The sequence below is a fragment of the Terriglobia bacterium genome (assembly GCA_035712365.1).
In the GTDB taxonomy this organism is placed as follows: domain Bacteria; phylum Acidobacteriota; class Terriglobia; order UBA7540; family UBA7540; genus SCRD01.
Genome location: DASTAW010000019.1, coordinates 38,598 through 60,625 on the forward strand (window position 1 = coordinate 38,598; position 22,028 = coordinate 60,625).

Genomic DNA, 22,028 nt, shown 5'->3' on the forward strand with positions numbered 1-22,028 from the left:
CGGTAGATTACGCTTGATAGCAGAGTTCACTGCGACCTGGCTGGGTAGATCAGCTCGAAGCGGAACTTGGCGGATATAATGGCCCGCCAAGTTGCGGCGTTACGCTATCGGCCTAATCTGGCAGAGCGAATGCATACATTGTGTCGGCGGCTGTCGTTATGATGTATTGTTTCCCATGTACCGCGTAACTCATAGGGCCACTCCCCATTCCTTCCGCAGTGTCGCCCACGTTCACATGCCACAGCGGCTTGCCCGTTTCCGCATCAAGTGCGACAAAGATGCCGTCCTTCCCTCCCCCGAACACTACTCCGCCAGCAGTGGAGAGCACGCCGGACTCGGTGTAGTTGACCATCTTGAACTCCCACTTTTTTTCTCCAGTCTGCGGATCGAGGGCGAGGATGGAGCCATAGCCTTCGGCCGGGGTCTTGTATTCGGCATTCCCGCGCAATGACATAGCCGGGACGTGCGGCCGGGGAGGAGGGGGCGGCCAGTTAGCCGGGGGTGACGATTGCCCAAACCCGGGCCACCAACCGTCTCCGGTATACATGTGCATTTGCTTCCATGGAAGAACGGGCCGTTTGTCCGAAAAACCTTCGTAGTTTTGCCAGGTCGATACATAGAATAGCCCTGTTTGCGGATCGTAAGATGGGGGATAATAATTGGTTCCCCCTTGCGAGCCTGGCCACACGAGAGTTCCGCCCATAGGTTTCGGCCAATGCTTTGGATCTCGAATCGGCCGGCCATTCCTATCGAGGCCTTTCGCCCAATTCAGCTTCGTGAAAGCTGTGCCCATAAGGAATTTGCCGGTCCCCCGGTCGAGGACATAGAAGAAGCCATTGCGATTGGCCCAGAGCATAACCTTACGCTTTTCGCCCTGCCAGCTGATATCCGCTAATACGGGGATCTGGGTGGCATCATAGTCGTACTCATCGCCTGGCGTGAATTGGAAATACCACCTGATCTTCCCCGTATCGGCATCGAACGCAATGACGCAATCGGAGTAGAGATTGTCGAATTTGCTGCCGGGCGATCGCTGATCGCCGTTCGAGACCGGATTCGGATTGCCGGTGCCGTAGAACACCAAGTTCGTCTCAGGATCGTAAGAACCTTCGTTCCAGACCGGGGCGCCGCCGTGTTTCCAGGTGTCGCCCGCCCACGTCTTGGCGGCGGGATCATCTGCGGAATTCGGACTTGTGTAGGTTTTCCAGATTAACTTCCCGGTGTGAATGTTAAAAGCAGCGATAAAGCAATTTGCACCCATATCGTCGGTCGCAGGTCCGACGATGAGCTCGTCCTTTACCACCAGGGGCGGCATGTTCAACTGGTAGCCTTTATTCCAATCGTCGACCTTAACTTCCCATTTCAGGTGACCGGTTCTGGCATCAATGGCGAGCAGATGATCGTCCCACCCCGTCGTCCAAAATAGCGTGTTCCCCTCGATCGCCACTCCCTTGTTGACCATGTACATGCGTTGCCCGGGGAAGTCGTCCGGATTAAACGAACGCGTGAACTCCCAGTAGCGCCGGCCCGTAGCAGCATCGAGCGCCACCACTGACGTCAGGCTCGTGGCATACAACACGCCGTTCACAACAATTGGAGTGCACTCCATCTTCTCGTCAGCGGGCGTGGTGGTGGGCCGCCAGACCCACTTTAGCTGCAGATTCTTGACATTCTCCCGGTTGATTTGCGTCAAGAGGCTGTAGCGGTCGCTTGCATACGTTCCACCGTAGGTGAGCCAATTTTGAGGTTCCTGTTTGGAGTGAAGTAGCCGGTCGAAAGTAACTTGCGCCTTCAAGGGCCCCGTCACTAAGACAAACATCAGCAACACGCTTAGCTTCATATCCCTCTCCCTGCAAAATGGGCCTAACCATCAACTCCTCTACTTGCCGCCGCGCTTGGCAAGGGGCACCAGTACGAGGTTCCGGAACTCCGCGGCGGTCTCATCACCCTGCAACTCGATCGGACCTGACCGACCTTCGAACGCATCAATGGCAATGCCGTTCAGGCCGACGATAACTGCCCTCTTGTAGAGAGTCTGCCCATTCAGGACCGCAGTGATTTCGCGGCCAACCAGGCGGATATCGACGTTGTTCCACTCACCCGCGGGCCTGGCCGCGTTCACTCTCGGTAAAATTCTCGTGTAGAGCGCACCGGTGCCGTGCATGCCCGGAGGAGTTCCATAATCCGACGCGATCTGAAACTCATAGCGGCCGCGCAAGCCGATACCATTGTTGCTCCGTTTACCGACCGGAAATTTGTATTCGACATGCAGTTTAAAGTTCCAGAATTTCTTGACTGTGATCAGATCGTCCGAGCTATCCGCGCACTCCAGAAGGCCATTCTCTACGGACCAACCCTTCATCTTGGGGGAATTGACGCCCGTCCATCCCTCGAGGTCCTTACCGTTAAATAACTTGATCGGCTTACCCGCCACCCAGGAACCGTCATCGTGTTCATCAATTTTGGCTGAGGGATACCCAGTGAAAGTCAGGTGGGTCGCAGGAGTTGTCGCGGGACTCGTCATCGTACCCTGCAGGAGCCCGCGGGCAAAGCTCACCTCATATTCGGCATACTCGTTCGGACCCGGAGTGTGCCCGAAACGCGCTTTGGCTTTCCAGGTGAAGTGCAGTACCCCGTTCTGGATTTTTGCGACGGTTATATCGTCCAGACCGCCGTCCGGAGACCCCACGAATTGGATCTTCAGATGGGGCGTTCCCGCACCGGTGATATCCAGCCACCATGCGGCCGTCGTAGTGAACTGCACAAAGGCGGCGGGTTTGGCGTGCACCTGAATATCCCACTGGCCATTGAAGTCCTGATCCGCGGCCAGAAGAGCGGTTGGCGCCAGAGCGAGCATCGCAAAAAGCGCCAACAGCACGAAGAGCGATCTAGCTATACTCATCTTTTGCCATCTCCCATCTGCTAGTACATCCTGACTCGGTACCATCAGTCCGTATCTGGGCTTGGTTGCCGCACTGCAGGGGTTCACCCCACAAATGCCTCTATTATTGCTGACTTGTGCCCCTCAAGGTCTCCAAATACTTGACAAGAAGAGAAAGATCTTGAGGCGTCAATTTATTGGCGTAAGAGGGCATCGAGTTTGCGGTAATAATCGTGAACTCCCGCAGATCTGCCTTTTGGAAAGACAGAAGATGACCGGGCGCGTCGATAAGCTGAACGGTGAATCCATCTTGATTGAGCAGCTTTCCAACTACCGTGTTCCCATCGAGAGTCACCAGCCGAACCGAACGATTTTGCGGCGCTAGTTCTTCGCTCGGAGAGACCAGCGAGGCGCGTATCTGCTTGGCACTGTTGTTTGCGCCTACATCGCCTAAATAGGGGCCTGCAAATGATCCTTGGCCATCCATTTGATGACAGGACAGGCAGTCATTGGATTTAATAAGCTGTTTGGCCCGCGCTATTTGAGAATCATCCAGGGCCGGCACCGGTGGCGCCTTTGCGGGAGCCGAACCTTCTCCCGACGCGGCCTTTTTAGGCGCTGGCGTGCCGATGCCGAAATTCGCGGTGAGATAACCCACGATCTGTTCCTGCTCCTCTGGCGTTGCCTTCGCTCCTCGCGAAATCATATTGTCAACCACGTTTTCCCACCCGGCGTGGCTTAGCCGGTGAGATGTGATACGACTGGTGCGATGGCAAGGGCTACAAGTTCTTTGAAACGTCGCTCTCCCTTGTTCTTTGGACACAGACTGGGCATGGCTGGCTAAAGCAAAGGCAAGACCAACGATCGGGCCTACGGTCAAAAGCCTTCTCCATCTGTATCTCAAGTGATGCATCGCTATGTTTTGCTCCTGCATGTGCTGGCGGCGCTCATCGGAATCTGGCCCAGTTCCGGAAAGGCGCAGTTTTTAGCACTGCCCATGAGTTTCGTTTGCTTTTCCTTCGGAAGCATACATTGGAAGTCGCGAATCCGCTACATGATTTGACCGGCAAGTTCAATCCTCGTGGTCTCCAGACAAAACCGAAAAAAGGTCCGCGTGAGCAGCAGGATGCGCGCGGACCCTGTCGGGCTACAGGTATAGAAGCAACGCGCTGATCACCTTTTGAATCGGGGCCCATGGATCAGGGCCGCCGTCGGTCTCGATCGAGAACCAGCCTTTAAAACCCATTTCCTTCGAAAGCGGGATCGCGGTTGCGAGGTTGGACCGGAGGTTAACGTGCTGGACGGTAATCGCGAGCGGATACAGAAGCCGCAACCCATCTGCCGTTGCGATCTGGGGATTGGAGTGAGCCCCACTGCCTCTTATGAGATCCACCAACTGGTCCAGCCGCTCTCCACGAGGTTCCAGAATGACAGCGACACCTTTCGGCTTTCCGTATTCGACCAGGGCTTTTAGTCCCTCGATGCATGGCGCCAGGTCTTCTAGTAAGTAGCGGACCCCTTGATTGGGCATGATACTGGGAGACCCAAGCACTGCCGCAATATCGATCCACTTCTTCGTCTCTCCGATTGCATGAGCGCGAATTTCAGGATTGGGAGAACAGACGCTGATATAGCCCCGATAGGCTGTTGCGGGCGGGTCGAGTTCCACGATCAGGTCCACCACCCTCGACTTGGCCTTGTGCAGCCGCTCTTTGAATTCCCCGATATACGAAGGCCCCATCGAGAGCAGATTGATGTTGCACACCTCCAGATTGTGGAGGTGGAGATGGTCTGCGACCGCGTCAGGGAGATCCATCATGTCCAGCTTTTTCGGTGCCACCGATTTGCTTCGATCCCAAATTTCCGGCAGAGTGTCCGAGAAATCGTTGGTCAGTAGACTGATGCGAGCGAGCTTGGCGAGAGTTGCGGAGTCTTGCGCCAGCGCCAGGCGGCTCAAGGCGGACGCGGCCACAGTCGCGGTCGTGCCGAACAAAAAATCGCGGCGGCTCATGCCGAAAAAGCCGCGCTGAAAATCACAGAACCTCATATTCACACCCTCCTTTTTTTCAAACCCGCCACTTGCATTTTTGCTCAGAGAAGTCAAAACCACTTTGAGAACCCGATCTCACCGCAATCACCCCGTAAAATCAGCGAGTATTTAATGCCGTTGATCTGGGTCCTCCCTTCATTGAGTTGGGTTGGCTGCTTCAGCAACAGCAACCGCGTCTACAGAAGGGAATGCCGATAACGGAAAGCTATCCTCCTGAAATACGATGGGATACCCGGCCGAATGACAAGGTCTGCAAAACCTTTATGCGGGAGTTCGATTCTCCCCCGCGCCTCCAATCTTTTACGGCACCTTTTCAACCCACAAAGAAATAAGTTGAAAGTTCCGCCCGGCCCGTTGAATTCCAGTCACGGATTGTGTTCTGTGTGGCGGCCCTCGGGCCGACCGGAGTTCCGGACCTGCGGATCAACTGCCCCTGCCAGTACTACTTCGCTCGCCAGGGAGAATACCATTGGGAAAAGCGCACGGGAGCCGGATTGACGATGTCGCCCGCCCTGGGATGCTTGACGTGCGCGCTGCCCGGCCCATGGCAGTCCTCACAACCTACGTTCCATTCGGTAACTTCCCGCGTCTGAATATTGTAATTGACGGAGTGGCAGCCGTTGCACGTCGGCCCAGTCGGACGTTCGCGGTCATCGGCCGGATAATATTGCGCCCACCAGTCCTACTTCACAAGATAGGGGACCCACTTGCGATGCTTGATGTCCCATTTTCCCGGCAGAGGATAATACTCCCCGCCCACTTTGGTGAAATAATTCTGTTTCCAAATGCTTCCTTAGACGAAGGCGATCTGATCCTGACCGAAATTGATATACGAGGGTGCGTTTGAGAAATCCGCAAGGATGGCGTCCGGATATTCCTTCGCATCACGCACCACGTTGGCCATCGGCGTCCGTTTCCAGCGCGAATAGATCGAGGCATGGCACGGCTCGCATGATTTGGAACCGACGTACTGAAGGTTTGCCGCCGAGGCCGCCGGTTTTTCCGCCACTGGTCCGGGCGCTCGCCGGATCGCGCCGTTCACCCCGAATCCGTACCGGCTGACCATCTCTGCTCCACGATCAGTTCCAAGAACCATAAATACGGAGAGGATGAGCAATCCGGCCAGCAGAGCCAACCTCTTCTCTTGCGTACCCGAGAAGTACGCCCACGCCGAAAGTCCAACGGCGAGAAGGTAGCTGGTCAGCATCAGTTCCTTGTGGGTATGGAGAATGTTTCCGACGCCGCTTGGGACCTTGCTTCCAGCATCAAGGCCCGTGGCCACGGCAAAAGTGACGGCGATCGTGCCAAGCCAGAGGAGCCACACGGAGGCGCGATGAATAGGCTCGCTGCGCCGCCAGACCGCAACGATTTCAAAAAGTAAAGCCGCAAGCCAAAACGCGATTGGAAAATGGATAAACGCGGTGTGATGATTGAGCGCCGAATCCCAGCCGGGAAGCAAGCTAGCGATCGGCGTGCCGTTGGTCCCAAAATTAAGAAACACACTCACCCCTGAAAAACATGCATTTTACTGCAGAGGCACGCTTCCCGTCTGCCGCACAAAGCGTGGGTTAGGAAGCACGCCCCGGGTCTGCTCGTCGGGTTTAGGATTAAGGCCGATTTCCGGTTCCTGGAACACAGTACCTGAAATCTGAGAAGATTGCGTGCCATCTCATCGGCACCGGCGGCAGCGGTTTGCCTGGGGCCTGAATGCAACCACCCACAAGCACGCCCACAGTCTAGCACAAGGACTGATTGAGCCGGTTTGCGCGAGGACCTCAGCCTTCCGCGGCCGGTTCGGGCCGGCTGAGGCCATCAGCCCGGTCCCGGTTGGCCCAACAGAGAGGGCTGATGCTTACGTGCCGGATTCGGACCTGGCGCGGGTACTGGACCGCGGGGGCGGGTGCAGCGCCGCACCCGGCCCATGGTCTGTTTTGTCAACGTGGCAGCGTGGATCGCACCATCTATGCCATCTTCAACGGCTACAACGAAAGGTTGGAATGGCCAGACCCCACCCTCCGCCTTTTTACACAAGCAGCTTGACATCACCATCGCGCGAATTTGTTTGACTTTTGTCGGCTAGCGTGATAGCCTGAATAGGTTGCATCCTGGCAAGGCGCGGGGCCGGTGCGCGTCTTGCCGAGAGGCGGGCAAAACCAGCCAGGTTAAACAGCGAAGGCTGCGGTGCAGGATCAGAGAATGAAGCGCGGTGTTTGTAGCGCACGATCAATGCTTGGCCCGGCGGTTTTTGCGGCGGCGGGCGACGAATGCGTGTCGATAAGGAGCGATTTTTGCAGTCCCCAAAAGCCATTTTTCGCGCTGGTTTTAAGGCAAATGGGACAAAAAAACACGTTTTTTGAAAAACGAAGCGGAGAAGTTGCTGAAAACAAACAGAAATAGTCCAAAAACAAACCGGAACGAACCGGAAAACAAAGCGGAGAAGTTGTTGAAAACACGTAGCTGTGGAAAAAACGAACCGGAACGAACCGGAAAACGAAGCTGCCGATCTCATTGAAAACATTAGAGGGTCAATAAACGGACCGAAGAGTCGCCCAGATCCGCATCGCTTTCCGCGAAGCGCTTTCATGGGGCAACATCTCTTTCTTCTTTGGAGCCAGATTTGGCACCCTGGGGGTGCAAATGCAAGGTTTGCGGTACGAGAGTCTCACCCCCGGTTCGGTTAAGTAAAACATGGCCAGCATGGCCGTGCCACAAAGTGGCAACCAAACTGAGCCACCACCAGGTGCACGAGCGGGGCTGAATACCTTCTGACATCCTGCTAAAATAGTTCACTAAACCTCCGGGGAATTTGGGGCAATGCTTTCTACTTTTACCGAAAAGTACGATGTGGTCGTTGTGGGCGCGGGACACGCCGGCGCGGAAGCTGCCATGGCCGCGGCGCGCATGGGCCTGAAGACCGCGCTCTGCACCATCAACCTCGATCTCATCTGTCAGATGTCGTGCAATCCTGCCGTGGGCGGCATTGCCAAGGGCCACCTGGTGCGCGAAGTGGACGCGCTCGGCGGCGTGATGGGCGAAGTGATTGACGCCGTGGGCATCCAGTTCCGTCTGCTAAACACCAGCCGCGGCCCGGCCGTCTGGTCGCCGCGCGCCCAGGCCGACAAAAAGCTTTACCGCGTCAAAATGCGCCAGGTGCTTGAGCAGGAGCCGAACCTGCGCATCAAGCAGGCAGAAGTCATTGACCTGGTGCTGGAAGATTTGCACTCCGCGCCGCCCGAGGCCGATGGCGGCACGCCGCGCCAGCGCGTTCGCGCTGTGCTGCTGCGCGATGGTCGGACCATCGAAGCCGGCGCCGTGGTGGTCACCACCGGAACTTTTCTGAACGGCCTCATCCATTGCGGCGAACAGAGATACGCGGCCGGGCGCTCGGGCGAGCCGCCGGCCGTGATGCTCGGCGAAGCGTTGCGGCGCATGGGTTTTGATGTGGGCCGCCTGAAGACCGGAACGCCGCCGCGCCTCGATCGCCGCACCATCGATTTTTCACAATTTAAGGTGCAGCCCGGCGATCCTGTGCCCACGCCCTTCAGCTTCCGCACTCACGCCATCACCCAGGAACAAACCGTCTGCTGGATTGCCTTCACCAATGACGAAACCCATCGCGTAATCCGGGATAACATCCACCGCTCGCCGCTTTATTCCGGGCAGATCAAGGGCATCGGCCCTCGCTATTGCCCGTCGATTGAAGACAAGATTGTGAAGTTTCCGGACAAGCCGCACCACCAGCTTTTCCTGGAACCCGAAGGCCTGGACACCAACGAAATCTACGTAAACGGCATGTCAACCTCCATGCCCATTGATGTTCAGGCGGCCATGGTGAAGTCGATTCCGGGGCTGGAAAACGCGGAGATGATCAGGCCGGGCTACGCCATCGAGTATGACATGATCCAGCCGACGGAACTCCGGCCGTGGCTCGAAACCAAGAAGATCCAGGACCTGTTTCTGGCCGGGCAGATCAATGGCACCACCGGGTACGAGGAGGCCGCCTGCCAGGGCATCATGGCGGGCATCAACGCCGGGCTGCGCGTCCAGTGCCGCGAGCCGCTGGTGATCGGGCGCACGCAGGGCTATACGGGGATTTTGATCGATGACCTGGTCAACAAGGGCGTCGATGAACCTTACCGCATGTTCACCTCGCGCGCCGAGTTTCGTCTGCATCTGCGCATCGACAATGCCGACGAGCGCCTGATGCCCATCGGCTACCAGGCCGGCACCATCAAACAGAATGTTTACGACGATTTTCTCCGCAAACAGCAGCGGATTTCCGCCGCCACGCGCCTGCTGCTGGAAACCCGGCTCGACCCACAGTCAAAAACAGGCGGCGAAATTTACACGCGGCTCGGCCTGATGTCCAACGGTCAATTCGCCGGCCCTGCACCGCTCACTGGCGCGCAACTGCTGAGGCGTCCGGAACTGAACATCGACGATTTGATGGAATGGATTGACGCGGGCCTGCGCCGGGCCGGCAACGAGTCCATCTCGACCTGCAACGGCGACGGGCCGGCGTCATTGATGGCACGCGAGGAAGCTCGCCGCATTGAGACCGACCTCAAGTATGAAGGCTATCTCGCCCAGCAGGAAAAGCACATCGAACACATGAAGCGCGCGGAACAGCGCCGCATACCGGACGGGTTCGATTATGGCAGGATCTCCGGCCTGTCGCGTGAAGTGGTGGAAAAGTTCACCCGCGTCCGCCCGCTCACGCTCGGCCAGGCGCTGCGCATTCCCGGCGTCACGCCCGCGGCCGTTTCGCTGGTCAACGTCTATATCGAGATCTTCCAGCGCCGCGGCGCGGAACAAACCCAGGCATAGCGGCAAGCAAGCCGGTGCCATGAAGCAGCCGCAGCATAGTGTTCGCCGTTCAGCCATTATGGCTTTGATTGAGGCAGCATGCTGCGGCGGGGTAGTGCCAGTCTGTGTAACGCGTTTGACGGCCTCTGGTAATTGTAAGAAAATCGGAATGTCGGGAAAATGCCATGGCAAAGACAAAAGCTGTAATTGAAGAATCGGTCCGCGTTGGCGCTAAGCATCAAGTGACCATCCCTCGTCGCATTTCGAAAGCGCTCAGACTCAGGAAGGGCGATCACATGCTGGTGCGCCTGGTGGATAATACCCTGGAATTAGTGCCAGCCCAGGCGGTTCCCAAGGACCAGCGATGGTTCTGGACTCCCGAGTGGCAGGCCACAGAACGCCAGGCGGACGAAGACATTGCTCACGGAAGGGTAAAGGACTTCGAGTCCGTTGAGGACCTGTTAAAGGATCTAAAATCCTGAATATCCTCAAAAGCCCCAAGAGCCAAAGACGTCAATCGAGTTCGCCTGCGGCCGATACCCCACCCAAAATTTCTCGCCCAGAGTCTTTCGCGCGAGATTTCAAGTCCCTTCCCAAAGAAATACAATCACGCGCGGAAAAGGCAATCCTGCGGCTGGTTCAAAATCCGGTGCACCCGTCTCTCCGTGTTAAAAAGATGAAAGGGCTGAAGGATATTTGGGAGGCCAGCGTGACGATGGCTTACCGATGACATTTCATCGCGCAGGAAACACGATCATTTTGCGGCGAATCGGCACGCACGAAATCTTCCAAAAAGAAACCAGGTGACTGCTCTGTGGCCAACTGAGGCTCTAATTCCTGTTTGGCGCCCATTTCTTGAAGAACTCAAGAAACGAGTCGTAGGAAATGACTCGGGCGTTGGCAAACTGGCCCTGGCTCTGGGCGTAGAGCACTTTTCCGCGGGGATTCAGGACGGAGATGGCGGGGATTCCCTTGTTGATGGGCACGCCGTATTTCTCCGCGACGTCGAGGTTCTTGTCAAAACGTTCCACGTCAACTTTGACCACCACAAAGTCGCGCGCGATCAGGCGGGCCAGCCCCGGTTTATGCATCTGCGCATCCAGCGCATGACAATCCGGTCACCAGTTGGCGCCGAAAATCAGCACCACGTTCCGGCCTGTCTTTGATGCTCGGGCTATGGCGGTGGCAATATCGCGGCGCGCGTCGGCCTGCTCGTCATAAATCGGCTGGCTGGCCGACCTCGCCAGCGCGGCTGCCATCATCAGGCTGAACACCGCCAACGCGGCGGCTGCACGGCTTTTCACGAATCTGTGGGCTAGGTACTTCATTGCTTCATCTTAAGGGAAGAACCGCAATAAGGACAGTGTGTTGAAGTCAGCCCAACAATCGCCTGATACAAGTTCATTTGCTGGGAGGGCTCTGGCACCGTGGCGCGGTTCACCACGGCCCGGTCCCCGCAGAACGTGATGAGCATCGAAGGGCTCAAAGAAATGGTCAACGCCATTGTTTGAACTCGACGATTCACAGGAGGACTGCGTGCTTTGCTCGAAAAACGCAAACCCGTATGGGAGAACCGGTAAGTGCGCAAATCCCCTTGACTTTGGCACGCCAACCGCCTAGGGTTTAGGCGTATGGATTACCGCGAGATCATTTCAATCGAGCCTGGCAAGCGCGGCGGGAAACCTTGCATCCGTGGGCTGCGGATCACCGTCTATGACGTGCTTGATTACCTTGCCTCCGGCATGACAGAGCAAGAAATTCTGCGCGACTTCCCGGAACTCACCTCTGACGACATCAAAGCGTGCCTGGCCTTTGCCGCCGACCGCGAACGCAAACTGATTTCCGCGCTGCCGTGAAATTACTCTTCGATCAGAACCTGTCTTATCAAATCGTCGAAAACCTCGTTGTCCTGTATCCGGGATCCTCTCATGTGCGGATGGCGGGTTTCGATGAGGCTGACGATGAGACGATCTGGAATTTTGCTCGGGATAATGATTACGCAATTATTTCGAAGGATGCTGACTTTCACCAGCGGAGCTTCGTGCGAGGCTTTCCACCCAAAGTCATTTGGGTCCGTTGCGGCAACAGTTCGACCAGCCAAATTGAAAAGCTTCTGAAAGAAAACTATACGGCCATTCAAAATTTCTGCGACGATCCTGTTTACTCATTTCTCATAATCGGTTAAATGGCGCTCTGTTTGAAAAACGCAAACCTGCGTGGAAGAACCGGTGAAAGCGCGACCTTGCAGGAGCCAACGTGCATCTGTCCGATACACCAACAGCAGAAGGCCTGAGCTTTGATTACCTTCTCCGCAAGGGAAGGTTGGACCACGGAAACGCGCTCAAGATTATCCAGATGGTGGGCATTCCGATGGAGTAACGCCACCCGCCATCCTTAGCCGAATCACTGGTGTTCATGCCGGCTGATCGAAGAACGGCTCGCCAGCTTTGCGGTACTTGAAGGCGATGTGTTCGTCGAGTTCGATGCCGAGGCCGGGCCGGTCGGTGACTTCGACGTATCCTTTTTCAATCAGCGGCTTTTTGCGGCCCTTGATCAGCTCGTCGAAGAAGGGAACGGATTCGGCGTGCCATTCGAGGGCCAGGAAGTTCGGCATGGCGGCGCAAAGGTGCACCGACGCCATGGTGCCGATGGGGCTTGAGATGTTGTGCGGGGCTACGGCAACGTAATGCACTTCCGCCATGTCGGCAATGCGCCGGCCTTCGAGCAGTCCGCCCACTTTCTGGTAGTCCGGCGCCAGGATGTCCACCGCTCCTCGTTCCAGCAGCTCGCGGAAGTGGTGCCGCTGATAGTGGTTCTCACCGGTGGCGATGGGCGTCGAAGTGGCCTCCGTCACACGGCGCATGGCATCGGTGTTTTCCGGTGGGACGGGGTCCTCCAGCCACAGCAGGTCAAACTCCTCGCAGGCGCGCGCCAGTTTGATGGCATCGTTCACGCCGTAATTCCAGTGGCAGTCGATGGCGAGATCGACTTCGGGACCGAGCGCCTTGCGAAGCGTCCCCACCAGCCCCGCCATCAGGTTGATCTCCTTGCGCGTGAGAGAGCGATTGTAATCGTCCAGCGAGAACTCGCTGGGAACGTCCACGTCGAACTTCAAAGCCGTAAAGCCACGCCGCTTCATGGCTACGGCGTGCCGGGCGTAATCCTCGGCGCGAATCTGGCGCGCCTCAGACTTCTGGCCACCGTGGTACTTGGGACTCAGCTCGGTCCGCTCGCGTCTGGCCTTGCCGGGCTTCTGCGCCCAGCCAGGCGTGCGCGGCAGCAGCACGGGCGACAGGCTGGAAAGCCCTTTGCCCGCGTGGCAGTCGGCATAGATACGGACGCGGTCGCGATACTTGCCGCCCAGGAACTGATAGACCGGCAGACCCGAAGCTTTGCCCACAAGGTCCCACAGGGCCGTCTCGACCCCGCTGATGGCGTGGAAGCCCATGCCGGCCGTCCCCGTGGCTCCCATGGCCGTGCGCATCAGGCGCGTCAGGCGGTCCACGTCGCGAGGGTCTTCGCCGGGCAGAAATTCGTTGAATTCGCGGATCACGCCCGTCAGCCCCGGTGCGAAGAAAGCCTCTCCCCATCCTGTGATGGACTTGTCCGTGCTGACCTTTACAATCGTCCAGTCATAGTTCGCTTCAAGAACTGCAGTTTCGATCTTCGTGATCCGCATACAGGAATTCAGTCACCTTTCAGGTTTCAGATCGGCGCCAACAATTTCACGCAGCCGAGCACCGGCGGAGATGCGCCCGCGCAAATGCCCTGCATGAAATACGGAAGGATATCAAGGGGCCGGACGAAATGCTACCTGATCGCGTCGAGGTCTTTCCGGAGGTTCGTGATGGCGTCCTTGGAAAGCTCTGCCGGCACAAGGTCAGTAGACCGCCGCGCATAAACGTTGCCACCCACCTGGGAAATCTGCACGGTCTGGGTCTTCTTATCGTCGCCATACTGGACCTGAACGGTGTACTCCGGCTTGGTCAGCCCGTAAGCAGCCAGGTCGGTGGGACTCTTCTTCGGGAACGATTGCGCGCTCAGGTCGCGGAGGTCCTGCAGCAACGCCTGCATCTTGTCATTCGAAATCTCCATGCTGGCCGGCTCCGTCTGCTCCCATTTGTCGTTCGAATGCTGCACAAACTCCCGCCGTCCCTTGGGGCTCTGCAGCGAAACCTGCTTCGCCTCGTAGGTGGAAAAGGTAAACAGGTCTTTGGAGCGCAGGTCGGAAGGCTGCTTCTGGAACTGCGAGAGGAAGTCTGGCGCCAGCGTGAAGACAGGACCCGCGCCAGTGGTCATGGCATAGTAGTTGGCGCCGTCTTTCTTGCCCAGCACCAGCGTCTCTTCGCCTGAGTCGCCTGTGAGATGGATCGTGATTGTGGGATTCGAGAAGCCGTAACGCCCAAGATCTTTCTTGTTTTCCGCAACGATGCTCTGCATGGAGGCGTTGCCGAGCTCATCCACCAGGCTCTCGACGGCAAAGTGGTCCGCACGCACGGGCGGCGGCAGCATCAGGTCCCAGATGCCGTCGGCATTTTTCACGAGCTGGTAATTGTCCTTCATCGATGAAACGTCGAGGCGATGAATGCCGTCCCGCGCCAGCGTCATCACTTTCTTGTTCCGGAAATCGAACAGCTTCTTCTCAAGCGAATCCTTCAAATAGCTGGCGAGGGTGAAGACACGCTTCTGGCCGGCGACCTGCGCATAGATGCCGTTGTTGGTAGGCGTGGAGCTTCCCAACTGCAGGATGAACTCCTGCGGGGTGGCATTCGTTTTCACTTTGATGATCGTCGCTGGTGGGTCCAGGCCAAAACTTTGCAGGCTGCCGGGCTGGTCGCTGATCACTTCGTCCGGCGCCGCGCTGGTCAGGCTGGTGAGGAAGCTGCTGACGGCTGAAGAATCGGCCGCCAGCTTCTCCGGTTCAGTGATCTGCCATCCACTGCCGTCGCGGGCGCAGGTGACGGGCTTGTCACCTGTCGCGGTTACAGTGAACGCGACAATCTGACTGTCCTTCACCGGAAGGATCTTTTTTGATTCCGCGCTGTTTGCCTCGGATTTCGGCGCGGACTTAGTGCGCCCGTAGTAAGTGAATATTCCCCACAGAGTTGCCAGGATTGCCAGTGCGATTAAGGTTTGAAGGTATTTTTTGTTCATCGCCGGCGCCGCCACCAAACTCCCGCACCCGCCAGAATTATGATCAGTGGCAGGCCAAATACACCCAGATAGAGCAATTGCCCCATTTGCCGCTGGTTCATGTTCAACGTCTGCTGCTCCTGGGTTTTGGGCCGGATGGAAATCAGGCTCTCCTCTGCCGAGAGCCAGTTGACCATGTTCATCACCAGGTCTTTGTTTCCCTGGAACCCGAGATAGGCGTTCGCGCCCAGAAGGGACGTTCCGGTCACCACCAGGCGGCCTTCGCCCTTTTTGCCGTCCGGAGCGCTGACGGTGTCCGATACGGCGACAGTGAGGGGGCCTTTAGCGTCCCCGGGCCGGGGCCGCGAAGAGATCTGTTGCATACTGGGATTGAAACCCTCCACGCCAAAGCTGTCGTCCGATGTCTGGCAGAGCATTTCTGGCGGCGTGCCATGGGCATCCTTGCTGATTTCCATCGACCGCGACAGAGGGAACAGAGTCGCTGTCCGCTGGAGCGGCTCAACGATGGGATTAGATCCGTACTTGATGATTAATGGCATGACGGGAGTGGTCCCGAACAGCCTGGCCACCGGATTCAAATCCACCACCAGATCGTCACGAAGCGTCACGCCCCACCCGGCCAGCAATTTATTCAGGTTGGGCAGCCTGACGCCCGGGTCCAGCATGAACAGAACGCGCCCGCCCCCTTTGATGTAGTTGCTGATGGTCTCGATCTCCGGCGGCAGGTAGTCGTGTTTTGGGCCCGCAATCACCAGCACTTCGCAATTTGCAGGGATCTCGTTTTTCTGCAGAAGCGTCAGCGTCTTGACTGAGTAGCTCTCATCGCTCAGTTCATTCTTCAGGTTCTGGAAGCCGTCGCGGCCGGTATCGCTGATACTGCGCTCGCCGTGTCCGTCCATAAAATAGATGGTCTTTTCTCCCATCAGAACGCGGATCAGGGCGTTGGTTACTCCTTCTTCATTGGTATTCTGCGCCGGGAAGTGCCGGGCGCCTGAAACCACTTCGATAGTTCCATAGCTCTGAATGCCATACTGCTTGGCCAGTTCGGGCTGGCGGTCAGGATCGACATAATGCACGGCAACGTGTTTCGACGCGCTCTCGTATTCTCCCAGCAGATCACGGCGCCGGGAAAACGCTTCCTTTCGGTCAAATGCATAGATCGTAACGTCCTGCCTCAGGCTTTTCAGAAGCTTGATGGTCTGAGGCGACAGGCTGTATTCCTGGTTGGGAGTCAGGTCCCAGCTCTTGTCGTGAAGGTTCACGAACCAGTTGACCAGCACGATGATCGCGATGCCAATCAGCGTGTAAAGGGCCAGATTTGCGCCCTGCAGAATCCGCTGCCTGCCTCCTCCTTTCGGTGGTTCTTTTTCCGGCATCGTCAGACCCTCCCCTTCAAAGCTTCAACCGAACGCGCGGTGAGAAATACCCCCAGTACAATCACTGAAAGGTAGTAAACCAGGTCCTTCAAGTCCACTACACCCTTGGCGAAGCCATCAAAGTGCGTGGTTATGGCCATGTAGGAAAGGACCTTGCTGACCGCCCCGCTCGAATAGGCTGTCACCCAGTTCAAAACGTAAATGAGAAGAAACGCCGCGAAGGACACGACCGCAGCGATAATCTGGTTCTTGGTAAATGTCGAAATCCACATGCCGAGCGCAAGCAGAGCGGCTCCAAACAGGAAGAGCCCCAGGGCCTGCGCAATCAGGGGCTTGGCTGATGGATTCCCGTATGCGAACAGCGTGCTGATGTAGATGAATGTAATCAAGATCATGGTGCCAAACAGCGCGAGTGCGCCCAGGAACTTCCCTGCGATGATTTGAAAGTCGGTGACCGGAGATGTCAGAAGAAGCTCGATGGTCCCGGAACGCTTTTCCTCGGCGTAGAGCCGCATGGTGATCAACGGAATCACCAGGAGCAGGACGATCGTCAGAACGCCCTGGAACAGGGGCCGAATAACGTAATCATTAATGGTCATGTTCGGCGCGCCCATGCCGCCCATCGCCTGCATACGGAAGGTCTGTACCACGTAGGTGGCGGCAAAGCTGTAAAAGAAGAAGCCACAGAGCACCGCGTAGACGGCCATCACCAGATAGGCAATCGGTGAATGAAAATAAGCGCGGAGTTCCTTGCCCGCCACTGCCATTATGTTACGCATTTCAATTTCCCCCTCAGGTCGTTGGCTGTTTCAAGTTGCTGCCGGGCCCCTCATCGAACGCGGACTTCGGCGTCAGTTGATCAGTTATGCTTCTCCTGCTTCCTTTTCCGGCTGCTGAACTTCGCCAGGCTTGGCTTCTGACTCCTGCACTTCTTCTCCCAGGTCGCGCCGGGTAAGTTTCAGGAAGATATCTTCCAGGCTCATTCCGCCGGTCTTGAGCTCAAACAAGCCCCATCCCGATTCAACGACGGCGCGGGCGAGATCCGACCTTACCTCGTGGTTCTTTTCGGTGTGGACCTCCAACGTCACGCGCGCACCGGAAGTCTCGACCGGCTCAACCAGGTTCACTCCAGGCAGAGTCTGCAGCTTGCCCATGATCTCCGGCGCGGGTCCTTCCACGGTTACAAGGACCGATCCGTACCCTTGCAGACGGGCCGTGAGTTCATCCGGAGCGCCCATCGCCACCACGGCGCCCTTGCTGATCACCACCACGCGTTGGCAGGTCTTTGAAACTTCCGGCAGGATGTGCGTGCTCAGAATCACCGTGTGCTGTCCGGCCAAACCTTTGATCAGTTCGCGCGTCTCGATAATCTGCTTGGGGTCCAGACCTGCCGTCGGTTCGTCGAGAATCAGAATGTCAGGATTGTGAATCAGGGCCTGGGCCAGTCCGACGCGCTGACGATAACCTTTGGAGAGTTTGCCGATCTGGCGGTCCTGCACATCGGCTATAGCACACTTCTCATTGACCTCTCCAACCCTCTTCTTCAGTTCGGCGCGTGGCAGGCCTTTGATGCGTCCCACGAACGCGAGGTATTCATTTACCGTCATGTCGGTATAGACGGGGGGATTTTCCGGGAGATAGCCGATGTGCCTCTTGGCCTCCAGCGGCGACTCGACCACGTCGATGCCCGCCACTCGCACGCGTCCCGCGCTGGGTGAAAGGAAACCCGTGATAATGCGCATCGTCGTGGTCTTTCCCGCGCCGTTTGGACCCAGGAAGCCAAGGATCTCACCTTTCTGCACCTGGAAGCTGACGTCAGAAACCGCCAGCGTCGGACCATACCGCTTTGTCAGATTCTCAACTTCAATCATACGAATACATCCTCAATCCCTGAGTGGAGTGGCCTGCATTGGTCTTGAAATTTGCCCTTGACAGACAAACCCGCGAACGCAGGTTCAACTAATAAGGATTACCAAAAAACAACAAAGGTTGCCAACCACTTTCTTTTGTGTTTACCTGAAAATGGTTTTTAACCGACTCTCATTTTAACAGCGGACAAGCATCTCACCGCGGAGGAGACCATGGTTCTTAAAGGTCAAGTCGCACTCATCACCGGCGCATCGAGCGGCATCGGCTATGCCACCGCCGTGGCAATGGCGCGCGAGGGCGCCCGCGTTGGAGTGAATTATCATAAGAACAAGGCCGGTGCCGAAAAGGCCGTGGCTGAAATCAGCAAGGCGGGCGGCGAGGCCCAAGCGATCCTCGCCGACGTCACATCAGCGGACGAGGTAGAGGCAATGGTGGAAAGCGTCCGCAGTCGCTGGGGGCGCATCGACATTCTGGTGAACAATGCCGGCGACCTTCTGGGCCGGCACATGCTCTCCGACATGACGGAGGATTACTGGGAGCAGATCATGGATCTGAACCTGAAGAGCGTATTCCTCTGCGTGAAAGAGGTGTGGGAAGAAATGGCTGACCGGAAGAGCGGGTCGATCATCAACGTCACCTCCATCGCCGGGCGCAATGGCGGGGGGCCGGGTTCCGGAGCCTATGCCTCGGCAAAAGGCGGCATGATCACTTACACCAAGGGCCTGGCCAAGGAACTGGCCCCCCAGGGCGTCCGGGTGAACGGCGTTGCGCCAGGGGTTATCGCCACGCCTTATCACGAACGGTACAGCCCTCCCGAAATCTTCCAGAAGTTTGTCGCTACCATCCCGCTTGGCCGTGCCGGAACATCAGACGAAGTTGCCAGCGTGATTGTCTTTCTGGCTTCCCCTGCCGCCAGCTACATCGTGGGGGAAACCATCGAAGTAAACGGCGGGATGCTGATGGATTGAGCAAGGGTCAGGGCAGCGCCCGAAGGTAATTGTCAATTCCAGCCAGAACTGTACGCATCATCTCACGGGTGAGTTTGCCGGTCTGTGTATTCTGCTGGCTGGGGTGATAGGAAGCAAAGAGCCGGGGAAGGCCGCCCGGCAACTGATAGCTGGCTCCGTGCGCGAACGGCATCGTCGAACGCGGAGGTAAAGACACCTGCTCACCGATCACGCTGAGATACCGGTCAAAAGCAATCCGGCCAAGCGCCAGGACAGCGCGCACCCGGCGCAGCAGTTCAAGCTCGCTTTTCAGGTAGGGCTGGCAATTCCTCAGTTCCTGCGGCAGCGGTTTGTTTGCCGGCGGGGCGCACCGCAGTGCCGCCGTGATGTAACAGCGGCGGAGCCGGAGCCCGTCTTCGCGGTTCTGGGAATTTGGCTGGCTGGCAAAATCCGCCTCATAAAGGGCGCGGAAGAGGAAATCGCCCGAGCGGTCGCCGGTGAACATTCGCCCAGTGCGGTTGGCCCCGTGCGCGGCAGGCGCGAGCCCCACGATCAGCAGTTCCGCGTTTGGATCACCAAAACCCGGCACAGGCTTTCCCCAGTAATCCCAATCACAGAACATCCGGCGTTTGTCCCGCGCCACTTTTTCGCGGTATTCCACCAGGCGCGGGCAGCGCGTACACCGGATGATCTGGCGCTGAAGGTTTTCCAGGTTGAGATGGGACGACAAGGATTCAGCCATTATCAACTTCTCAGCAACACCGTAAAGAAGGCGCCGGCGTCAACCGGAAATAGGCCCCCTATCAGAGCACGCTAGCAGGTCCGAGAGGAGCGGCCCGCAGTATTATTCCCTCAGTGTTTGGCCAAGGCAAGAATCGCCTCCCACTGCTTCTCGGAGAGCGGCATCACCGAAAGGCGTGGCAGCCGGACCAGATCAAAATCTCTCAATCCAGGCTGTTTTTTGATTTCATCCAAGCCGACCGGCCGCGGGACGGTTCCGCGCGCGGCAATCTCTACGACCATCAGCCGGGCATCCTTGCTCTTCGGATCGGCGTAAGGGTCGCTCAATACTTTGGCCAGACCTACTATGGCCCGCTCAGAGCCCGAGTGGTAGATCATCACCTCGTCGCCCCGGCGAACGTTTCGCAGGTTTTTGAGGGCGAGATTGTTGGATACGCCATCCCACACAGTTTGCCTGTCGCGCGCGAGATCCTGGTATGAGTAGTGTTCCGGGTCGGACTTAAACAGCCATTTGCCAGCCATTGGTTTCTCCTTTGAGCACCGGCTCGGCTGCTCGCCTAAGTCTTTGGGAATGCGGTACCTTCCCGACATTGCCGCTCGACGCTACGCTCGGCTCCCTTTGAAACTTTTCCCCTCCGCCCGCATCTATTAAGTAGCTTACTTTGGAGGAGACAAGATTACATGGGAAACATTCAGCATGTGGATAACGAGCAATGGAAAGCACTTGAGAAAGACCCTAAGCCGACGTTCGTGGATTTCTGGGCCACCTGGTGCGCGCCTTGCCGTGCAATGGAGTCCGCCTTTGAAAAGTTGGCGGAGAACTATTCCGGCCAGTTCAACTTTGCCAAGGTGAACGTAGACGAGGTTCCTGAGCTCGCTGCTAAGTTTGGGATCCGTTCCGTTCCCACGCTCATCCTCGTGAAGGATGGAAAGGTTGCGGAACAGTTGACCGGCGCCCGGCCCTATGGCGAATTGGCCAAGGTCCTTGATGCCCACTCAACAGTTGTCGCCAAATAGCGCCGTTCGCTAAACCAGCCAGGCGTCCGGTCAACACGGACGCTGCGGCCTAGGTAGCTTGGACCTATAGTCCCCTCAGGGCCCCAACTCTTAGCTGGGCCGAGCCGTCAGCACGTTCGGAGTGTTCAGCAAGAACCCCTTCGGCGCGCTGATGTACCCGCTGACTGTATCCTTGTCCAACTTGTTCACCACCAACTCCAGTGCAGTGGGAGCTCCTTGAACATAGAAATAGACGGGCGCGTCCAGTGCCTGGTCTTTGCGTTGGGTGCGTTTGTCGTCGAAAAAGAGATCGATCGTGTAAAGGTTCTGCTTCCGATTGGTCTTCAGCAGTTCGATCATGACGCTCCCGATCTTCTTGCGATCGTGCCGCCGCTGGAGGTTGAATTCAAAGTAGTCACGGTCGGTCCGATGCGCGAGCGCCACCAGTTCGTCGTGTGTCCGGGCAATCGCGCCGGAGAGTTCCCCTTTGGCGCCTGCTAGTGCGTCTTTGGTGGCGTCAAGGTCCTTCTTATTGCCCGCGATGTCACCCGAAAGGCTCCCGAACTTGTTGTTGGCATCTGACTGGAACCTGTTAAGGTCCTGCGAGCTGGCCTTCTGCCCAATCGCCGTGTTCAGTTGATCGACGGCCGCGCGCTGTTGTTTCTGGATCGTTGCAGTCAACTGGCGGGCCCGCGACAGTTCCTGCTGGGTCATACCAAGCTTCTCGCTGGTGACGTCAAATTGCCCCTTCAACTGCGCGTAGCGATCGTCGCTCGCGTCCATCCGTGTCCTCAGCAAGGTTAGCTGGTTTGCGTCGTTTTCCAGAGCTTTGCCAAACTGTGACCGCTGACTCAGCGCCAGGTAAAGGTTCACCCCGGCAAGTACCAGCAGAAGGACGAGCAACCCGATCAGCAGCTTGCTCGTTCCCCGGGCCTCTTGCGGTACCGGCAACGGCGCCGGCGGTGGCGCCTGAACGTAAATGTATTGAGGCTGTCCGGCCGGCGGAGGCTGGCCTGGGCCCGAAGAACCCTGAGAGGTCCCCTGCGCGGGGCCAACCGGCGGCGCCGGTTGCTGACTGGGATCGCTTCTGGACGCGTGGGGTTCGTTAAACCCAAACATGGCATGACCAATGTCGCGTTTGTCTTCCTTGTCCGGCATAATCTAGTCTCCTCTTCACCATCTAATGGTTCGCCTGGGGGCTTGATCTT

Annotated in this window: 23 protein-coding genes; 7 read left to right on the forward strand and 16 right to left on the reverse strand. The window is 57.3% G+C overall.

Annotated elements, in window-relative coordinates:
• Window positions 1–112 precede the first annotated feature (112 nt).
• The 6 genes from VFQ24_05205 to VFQ24_05230 all read right to left on the reverse strand — a co-directional run bounded on the left by VFQ24_05205 (window position 113) and on the right by VFQ24_05230 (window position 7,515).
• Window positions 113–1,840 (reverse strand): PQQ-binding-like beta-propeller repeat protein, encoded by a 1,728-nt coding sequence (locus VFQ24_05205; protein ID HET9177738.1) that lies wholly within the window; start codon window positions 1,838–1,840, stop codon window positions 113–115.
• Window positions 1,841–1,879: 39 nt separating this feature from the next.
• Entirely contained in the window at window positions 1,880–2,902 is a 1,023-nt protein-coding gene (locus tag VFQ24_05210) for a DUF1080 domain-containing protein (protein ID HET9177739.1), read from the reverse strand.
• 103 nt (window positions 2,903–3,005) lie between these two features.
• Complete coding sequence (locus VFQ24_05215) at window positions 3,006–3,599, reverse strand: c-type cytochrome (protein HET9177740.1); 594 nt, start codon at window positions 3,597–3,599, stop codon at window positions 3,006–3,008.
• Window positions 3,600–4,028: 429 nt separating this feature from the next.
• Window positions 4,029–4,928, reverse strand: a complete 900-nt coding sequence (locus VFQ24_05220) for a TIM barrel protein (protein HET9177741.1) — start codon at window positions 4,926–4,928, stop codon at window positions 4,029–4,031.
• A 796-nt stretch (window positions 4,929–5,724) separates the two neighbouring features.
• Entirely contained in the window at window positions 5,725–6,432 is a 708-nt protein-coding gene (locus tag VFQ24_05225; protein HET9177742.1) for a DUF2231 domain-containing protein, read from the reverse strand.
• Window positions 6,433–6,954: 522 nt separating this feature from the next.
• A complete protein-coding gene (locus VFQ24_05230; GenBank protein HET9177743.1) occupies window positions 6,955–7,515 on the reverse strand; it encodes a hypothetical protein in 561 nt (186 codons plus the stop codon).
• Window positions 7,516–7,745: 230 nt separating this feature from the next.
• Here VFQ24_05230 and mnmG point away from each other — a divergent pair, with 230 nt between their 5' ends.
• Both mnmG and VFQ24_05240 read left to right on the forward strand, forming a co-directional pair.
• Window positions 7,746–9,758: a tRNA uridine-5-carboxymethylaminomethyl(34) synthesis enzyme MnmG gene (gene mnmG / locus VFQ24_05235; protein ID HET9177744.1), complete on the forward strand. Its 2,013-nt coding sequence runs from the start codon at window positions 7,746–7,748 to the stop codon at window positions 9,756–9,758.
• Between the two features lie 164 nt (window positions 9,759–9,922).
• Entirely contained in the window at window positions 9,923–10,219 is a 297-nt protein-coding gene (locus VFQ24_05240) for an AbrB/MazE/SpoVT family DNA-binding domain-containing protein (protein ID HET9177745.1), read from the forward strand.
• Window positions 10,220–10,567: 348 nt separating this feature from the next.
• Here the strand turns inward: VFQ24_05240 and VFQ24_05245 are convergent, their stop codons facing one another.
• Both VFQ24_05245 and VFQ24_05250 read right to left on the reverse strand, forming a co-directional pair.
• Window positions 10,568–10,828 carry a hypothetical protein gene (locus tag VFQ24_05245; protein ID HET9177746.1) on the reverse strand — a complete coding sequence of 87 codons (261 nt, stop codon included), beginning with the start codon at window positions 10,826–10,828 and terminating at the stop codon, window positions 10,568–10,570.
• 27 nt (window positions 10,829–10,855) lie between these two features.
• Entirely contained in the window at window positions 10,856–11,065 is a 210-nt protein-coding gene (locus tag VFQ24_05250; protein ID HET9177747.1) for a hypothetical protein, read from the reverse strand.
• Window positions 11,066–11,368: 303 nt separating this feature from the next.
• On the opposite strand from VFQ24_05250, the gene VFQ24_05255 reads away from it, so the two are divergent.
• The 3 genes from VFQ24_05255 (at window position 11,369) to VFQ24_05265 (ending at window position 12,116) form a co-directional block, all read left to right on the forward strand.
• On the forward strand, window positions 11,369–11,593 hold the full coding sequence (locus VFQ24_05255) for a DUF433 domain-containing protein (GenBank protein HET9177748.1): 225 nt from the start codon (window positions 11,369–11,371) through the stop codon (window positions 11,591–11,593).
• Window positions 11,590–11,922 (forward strand): DUF5615 family PIN-like protein, encoded by a 333-nt coding sequence (locus VFQ24_05260; protein ID HET9177749.1) that lies wholly within the window; start codon window positions 11,590–11,592, stop codon window positions 11,920–11,922. The genes VFQ24_05255 and VFQ24_05260 overlap by 4 nt, the downstream gene beginning before the upstream one ends.
• Window positions 11,923–11,993: 71 nt before the next feature.
• The gene (locus tag VFQ24_05265) at window positions 11,994–12,116 is read left to right on the forward strand and encodes a hypothetical protein (GenBank protein HET9177750.1); all 123 of its coding nucleotides are present in this window, start codon (window positions 11,994–11,996) and stop codon (window positions 12,114–12,116) included.
• A gap of 34 nt (window positions 12,117–12,150) precedes the next feature.
• On the opposite strand, the gene VFQ24_05270 is transcribed toward VFQ24_05265, so the two are convergent.
• The 5 genes from VFQ24_05270 to VFQ24_05290 all read right to left on the reverse strand — a co-directional run bounded on the left by VFQ24_05270 (window position 12,151) and on the right by VFQ24_05290 (window position 18,138).
• Window positions 12,151–13,416, reverse strand: coding sequence for a mandelate racemase/muconate lactonizing enzyme family protein (locus VFQ24_05270; GenBank protein ID HET9177751.1), 1,266 nt, complete (start codon window positions 13,414–13,416; stop codon window positions 12,151–12,153).
• A 131-nt stretch (window positions 13,417–13,547) separates the two neighbouring features.
• On the reverse strand, window positions 13,548–14,891 hold the full coding sequence (locus VFQ24_05275; protein HET9177752.1) for a DUF4340 domain-containing protein: 1,344 nt from the start codon (window positions 14,889–14,891) through the stop codon (window positions 13,548–13,550).
• Window positions 14,888–16,267, reverse strand: a complete 1,380-nt coding sequence (locus VFQ24_05280; GenBank protein ID HET9177753.1) for a Gldg family protein — start codon at window positions 16,265–16,267, stop codon at window positions 14,888–14,890. The genes VFQ24_05275 and VFQ24_05280 overlap by 4 nt, the downstream gene beginning before the upstream one ends.
• A 2-nt stretch (window positions 16,268–16,269) precedes the next feature.
• Window positions 16,270–17,046 (reverse strand): ABC transporter permease, encoded by a 777-nt coding sequence (locus VFQ24_05285; protein ID HET9177754.1) that lies wholly within the window; start codon window positions 17,044–17,046, stop codon window positions 16,270–16,272.
• 84 nt (window positions 17,047–17,130) lie between these two features.
• Window positions 17,131–18,138 carry an ATP-binding cassette domain-containing protein gene (locus VFQ24_05290; protein HET9177755.1) on the reverse strand — a complete coding sequence of 336 codons (1,008 nt, stop codon included), beginning with the start codon at window positions 18,136–18,138 and terminating at the stop codon, window positions 17,131–17,133.
• A 210-nt stretch (window positions 18,139–18,348) separates the two neighbouring features.
• Here VFQ24_05290 and VFQ24_05295 point away from each other — a divergent pair, with 210 nt between their 5' ends.
• On the forward strand, window positions 18,349–19,104 hold the full coding sequence (locus tag VFQ24_05295; protein ID HET9177756.1) for a 3-oxoacyl-ACP reductase family protein: 756 nt from the start codon (window positions 18,349–18,351) through the stop codon (window positions 19,102–19,104).
• Window positions 19,105–19,111: 7 nt separating this feature from the next.
• On the opposite strand, the gene VFQ24_05300 is transcribed toward VFQ24_05295, so the two are convergent.
• Window positions 19,112–19,825 carry a uracil-DNA glycosylase gene (locus tag VFQ24_05300; GenBank protein ID HET9177757.1) on the reverse strand — a complete coding sequence of 238 codons (714 nt, stop codon included), beginning with the start codon at window positions 19,823–19,825 and terminating at the stop codon, window positions 19,112–19,114.
• A gap of 110 nt (window positions 19,826–19,935) precedes the next feature.
• The gene (locus VFQ24_05305; protein HET9177758.1) at window positions 19,936–20,346 is read right to left on the reverse strand and encodes an EVE domain-containing protein; all 411 of its coding nucleotides are present in this window, start codon (window positions 20,344–20,346) and stop codon (window positions 19,936–19,938) included.
• A 159-nt stretch (window positions 20,347–20,505) separates the two neighbouring features.
• Here VFQ24_05305 and trxA point away from each other — a divergent pair, with 159 nt between their 5' ends.
• Window positions 20,506–20,841, forward strand: a complete 336-nt coding sequence (gene trxA / locus VFQ24_05310) for a thioredoxin (protein HET9177759.1) — start codon at window positions 20,506–20,508, stop codon at window positions 20,839–20,841.
• Between the two features lie 90 nt (window positions 20,842–20,931).
• Here trxA and VFQ24_05315 read toward each other — a convergent pair whose 3' ends face one another.
• Window positions 20,932–21,978, reverse strand: coding sequence for a hypothetical protein (locus tag VFQ24_05315; protein ID HET9177760.1), 1,047 nt, complete (start codon window positions 21,976–21,978; stop codon window positions 20,932–20,934).
• Between the last annotated feature and the right edge of the window lie 50 nt (window positions 21,979–22,028).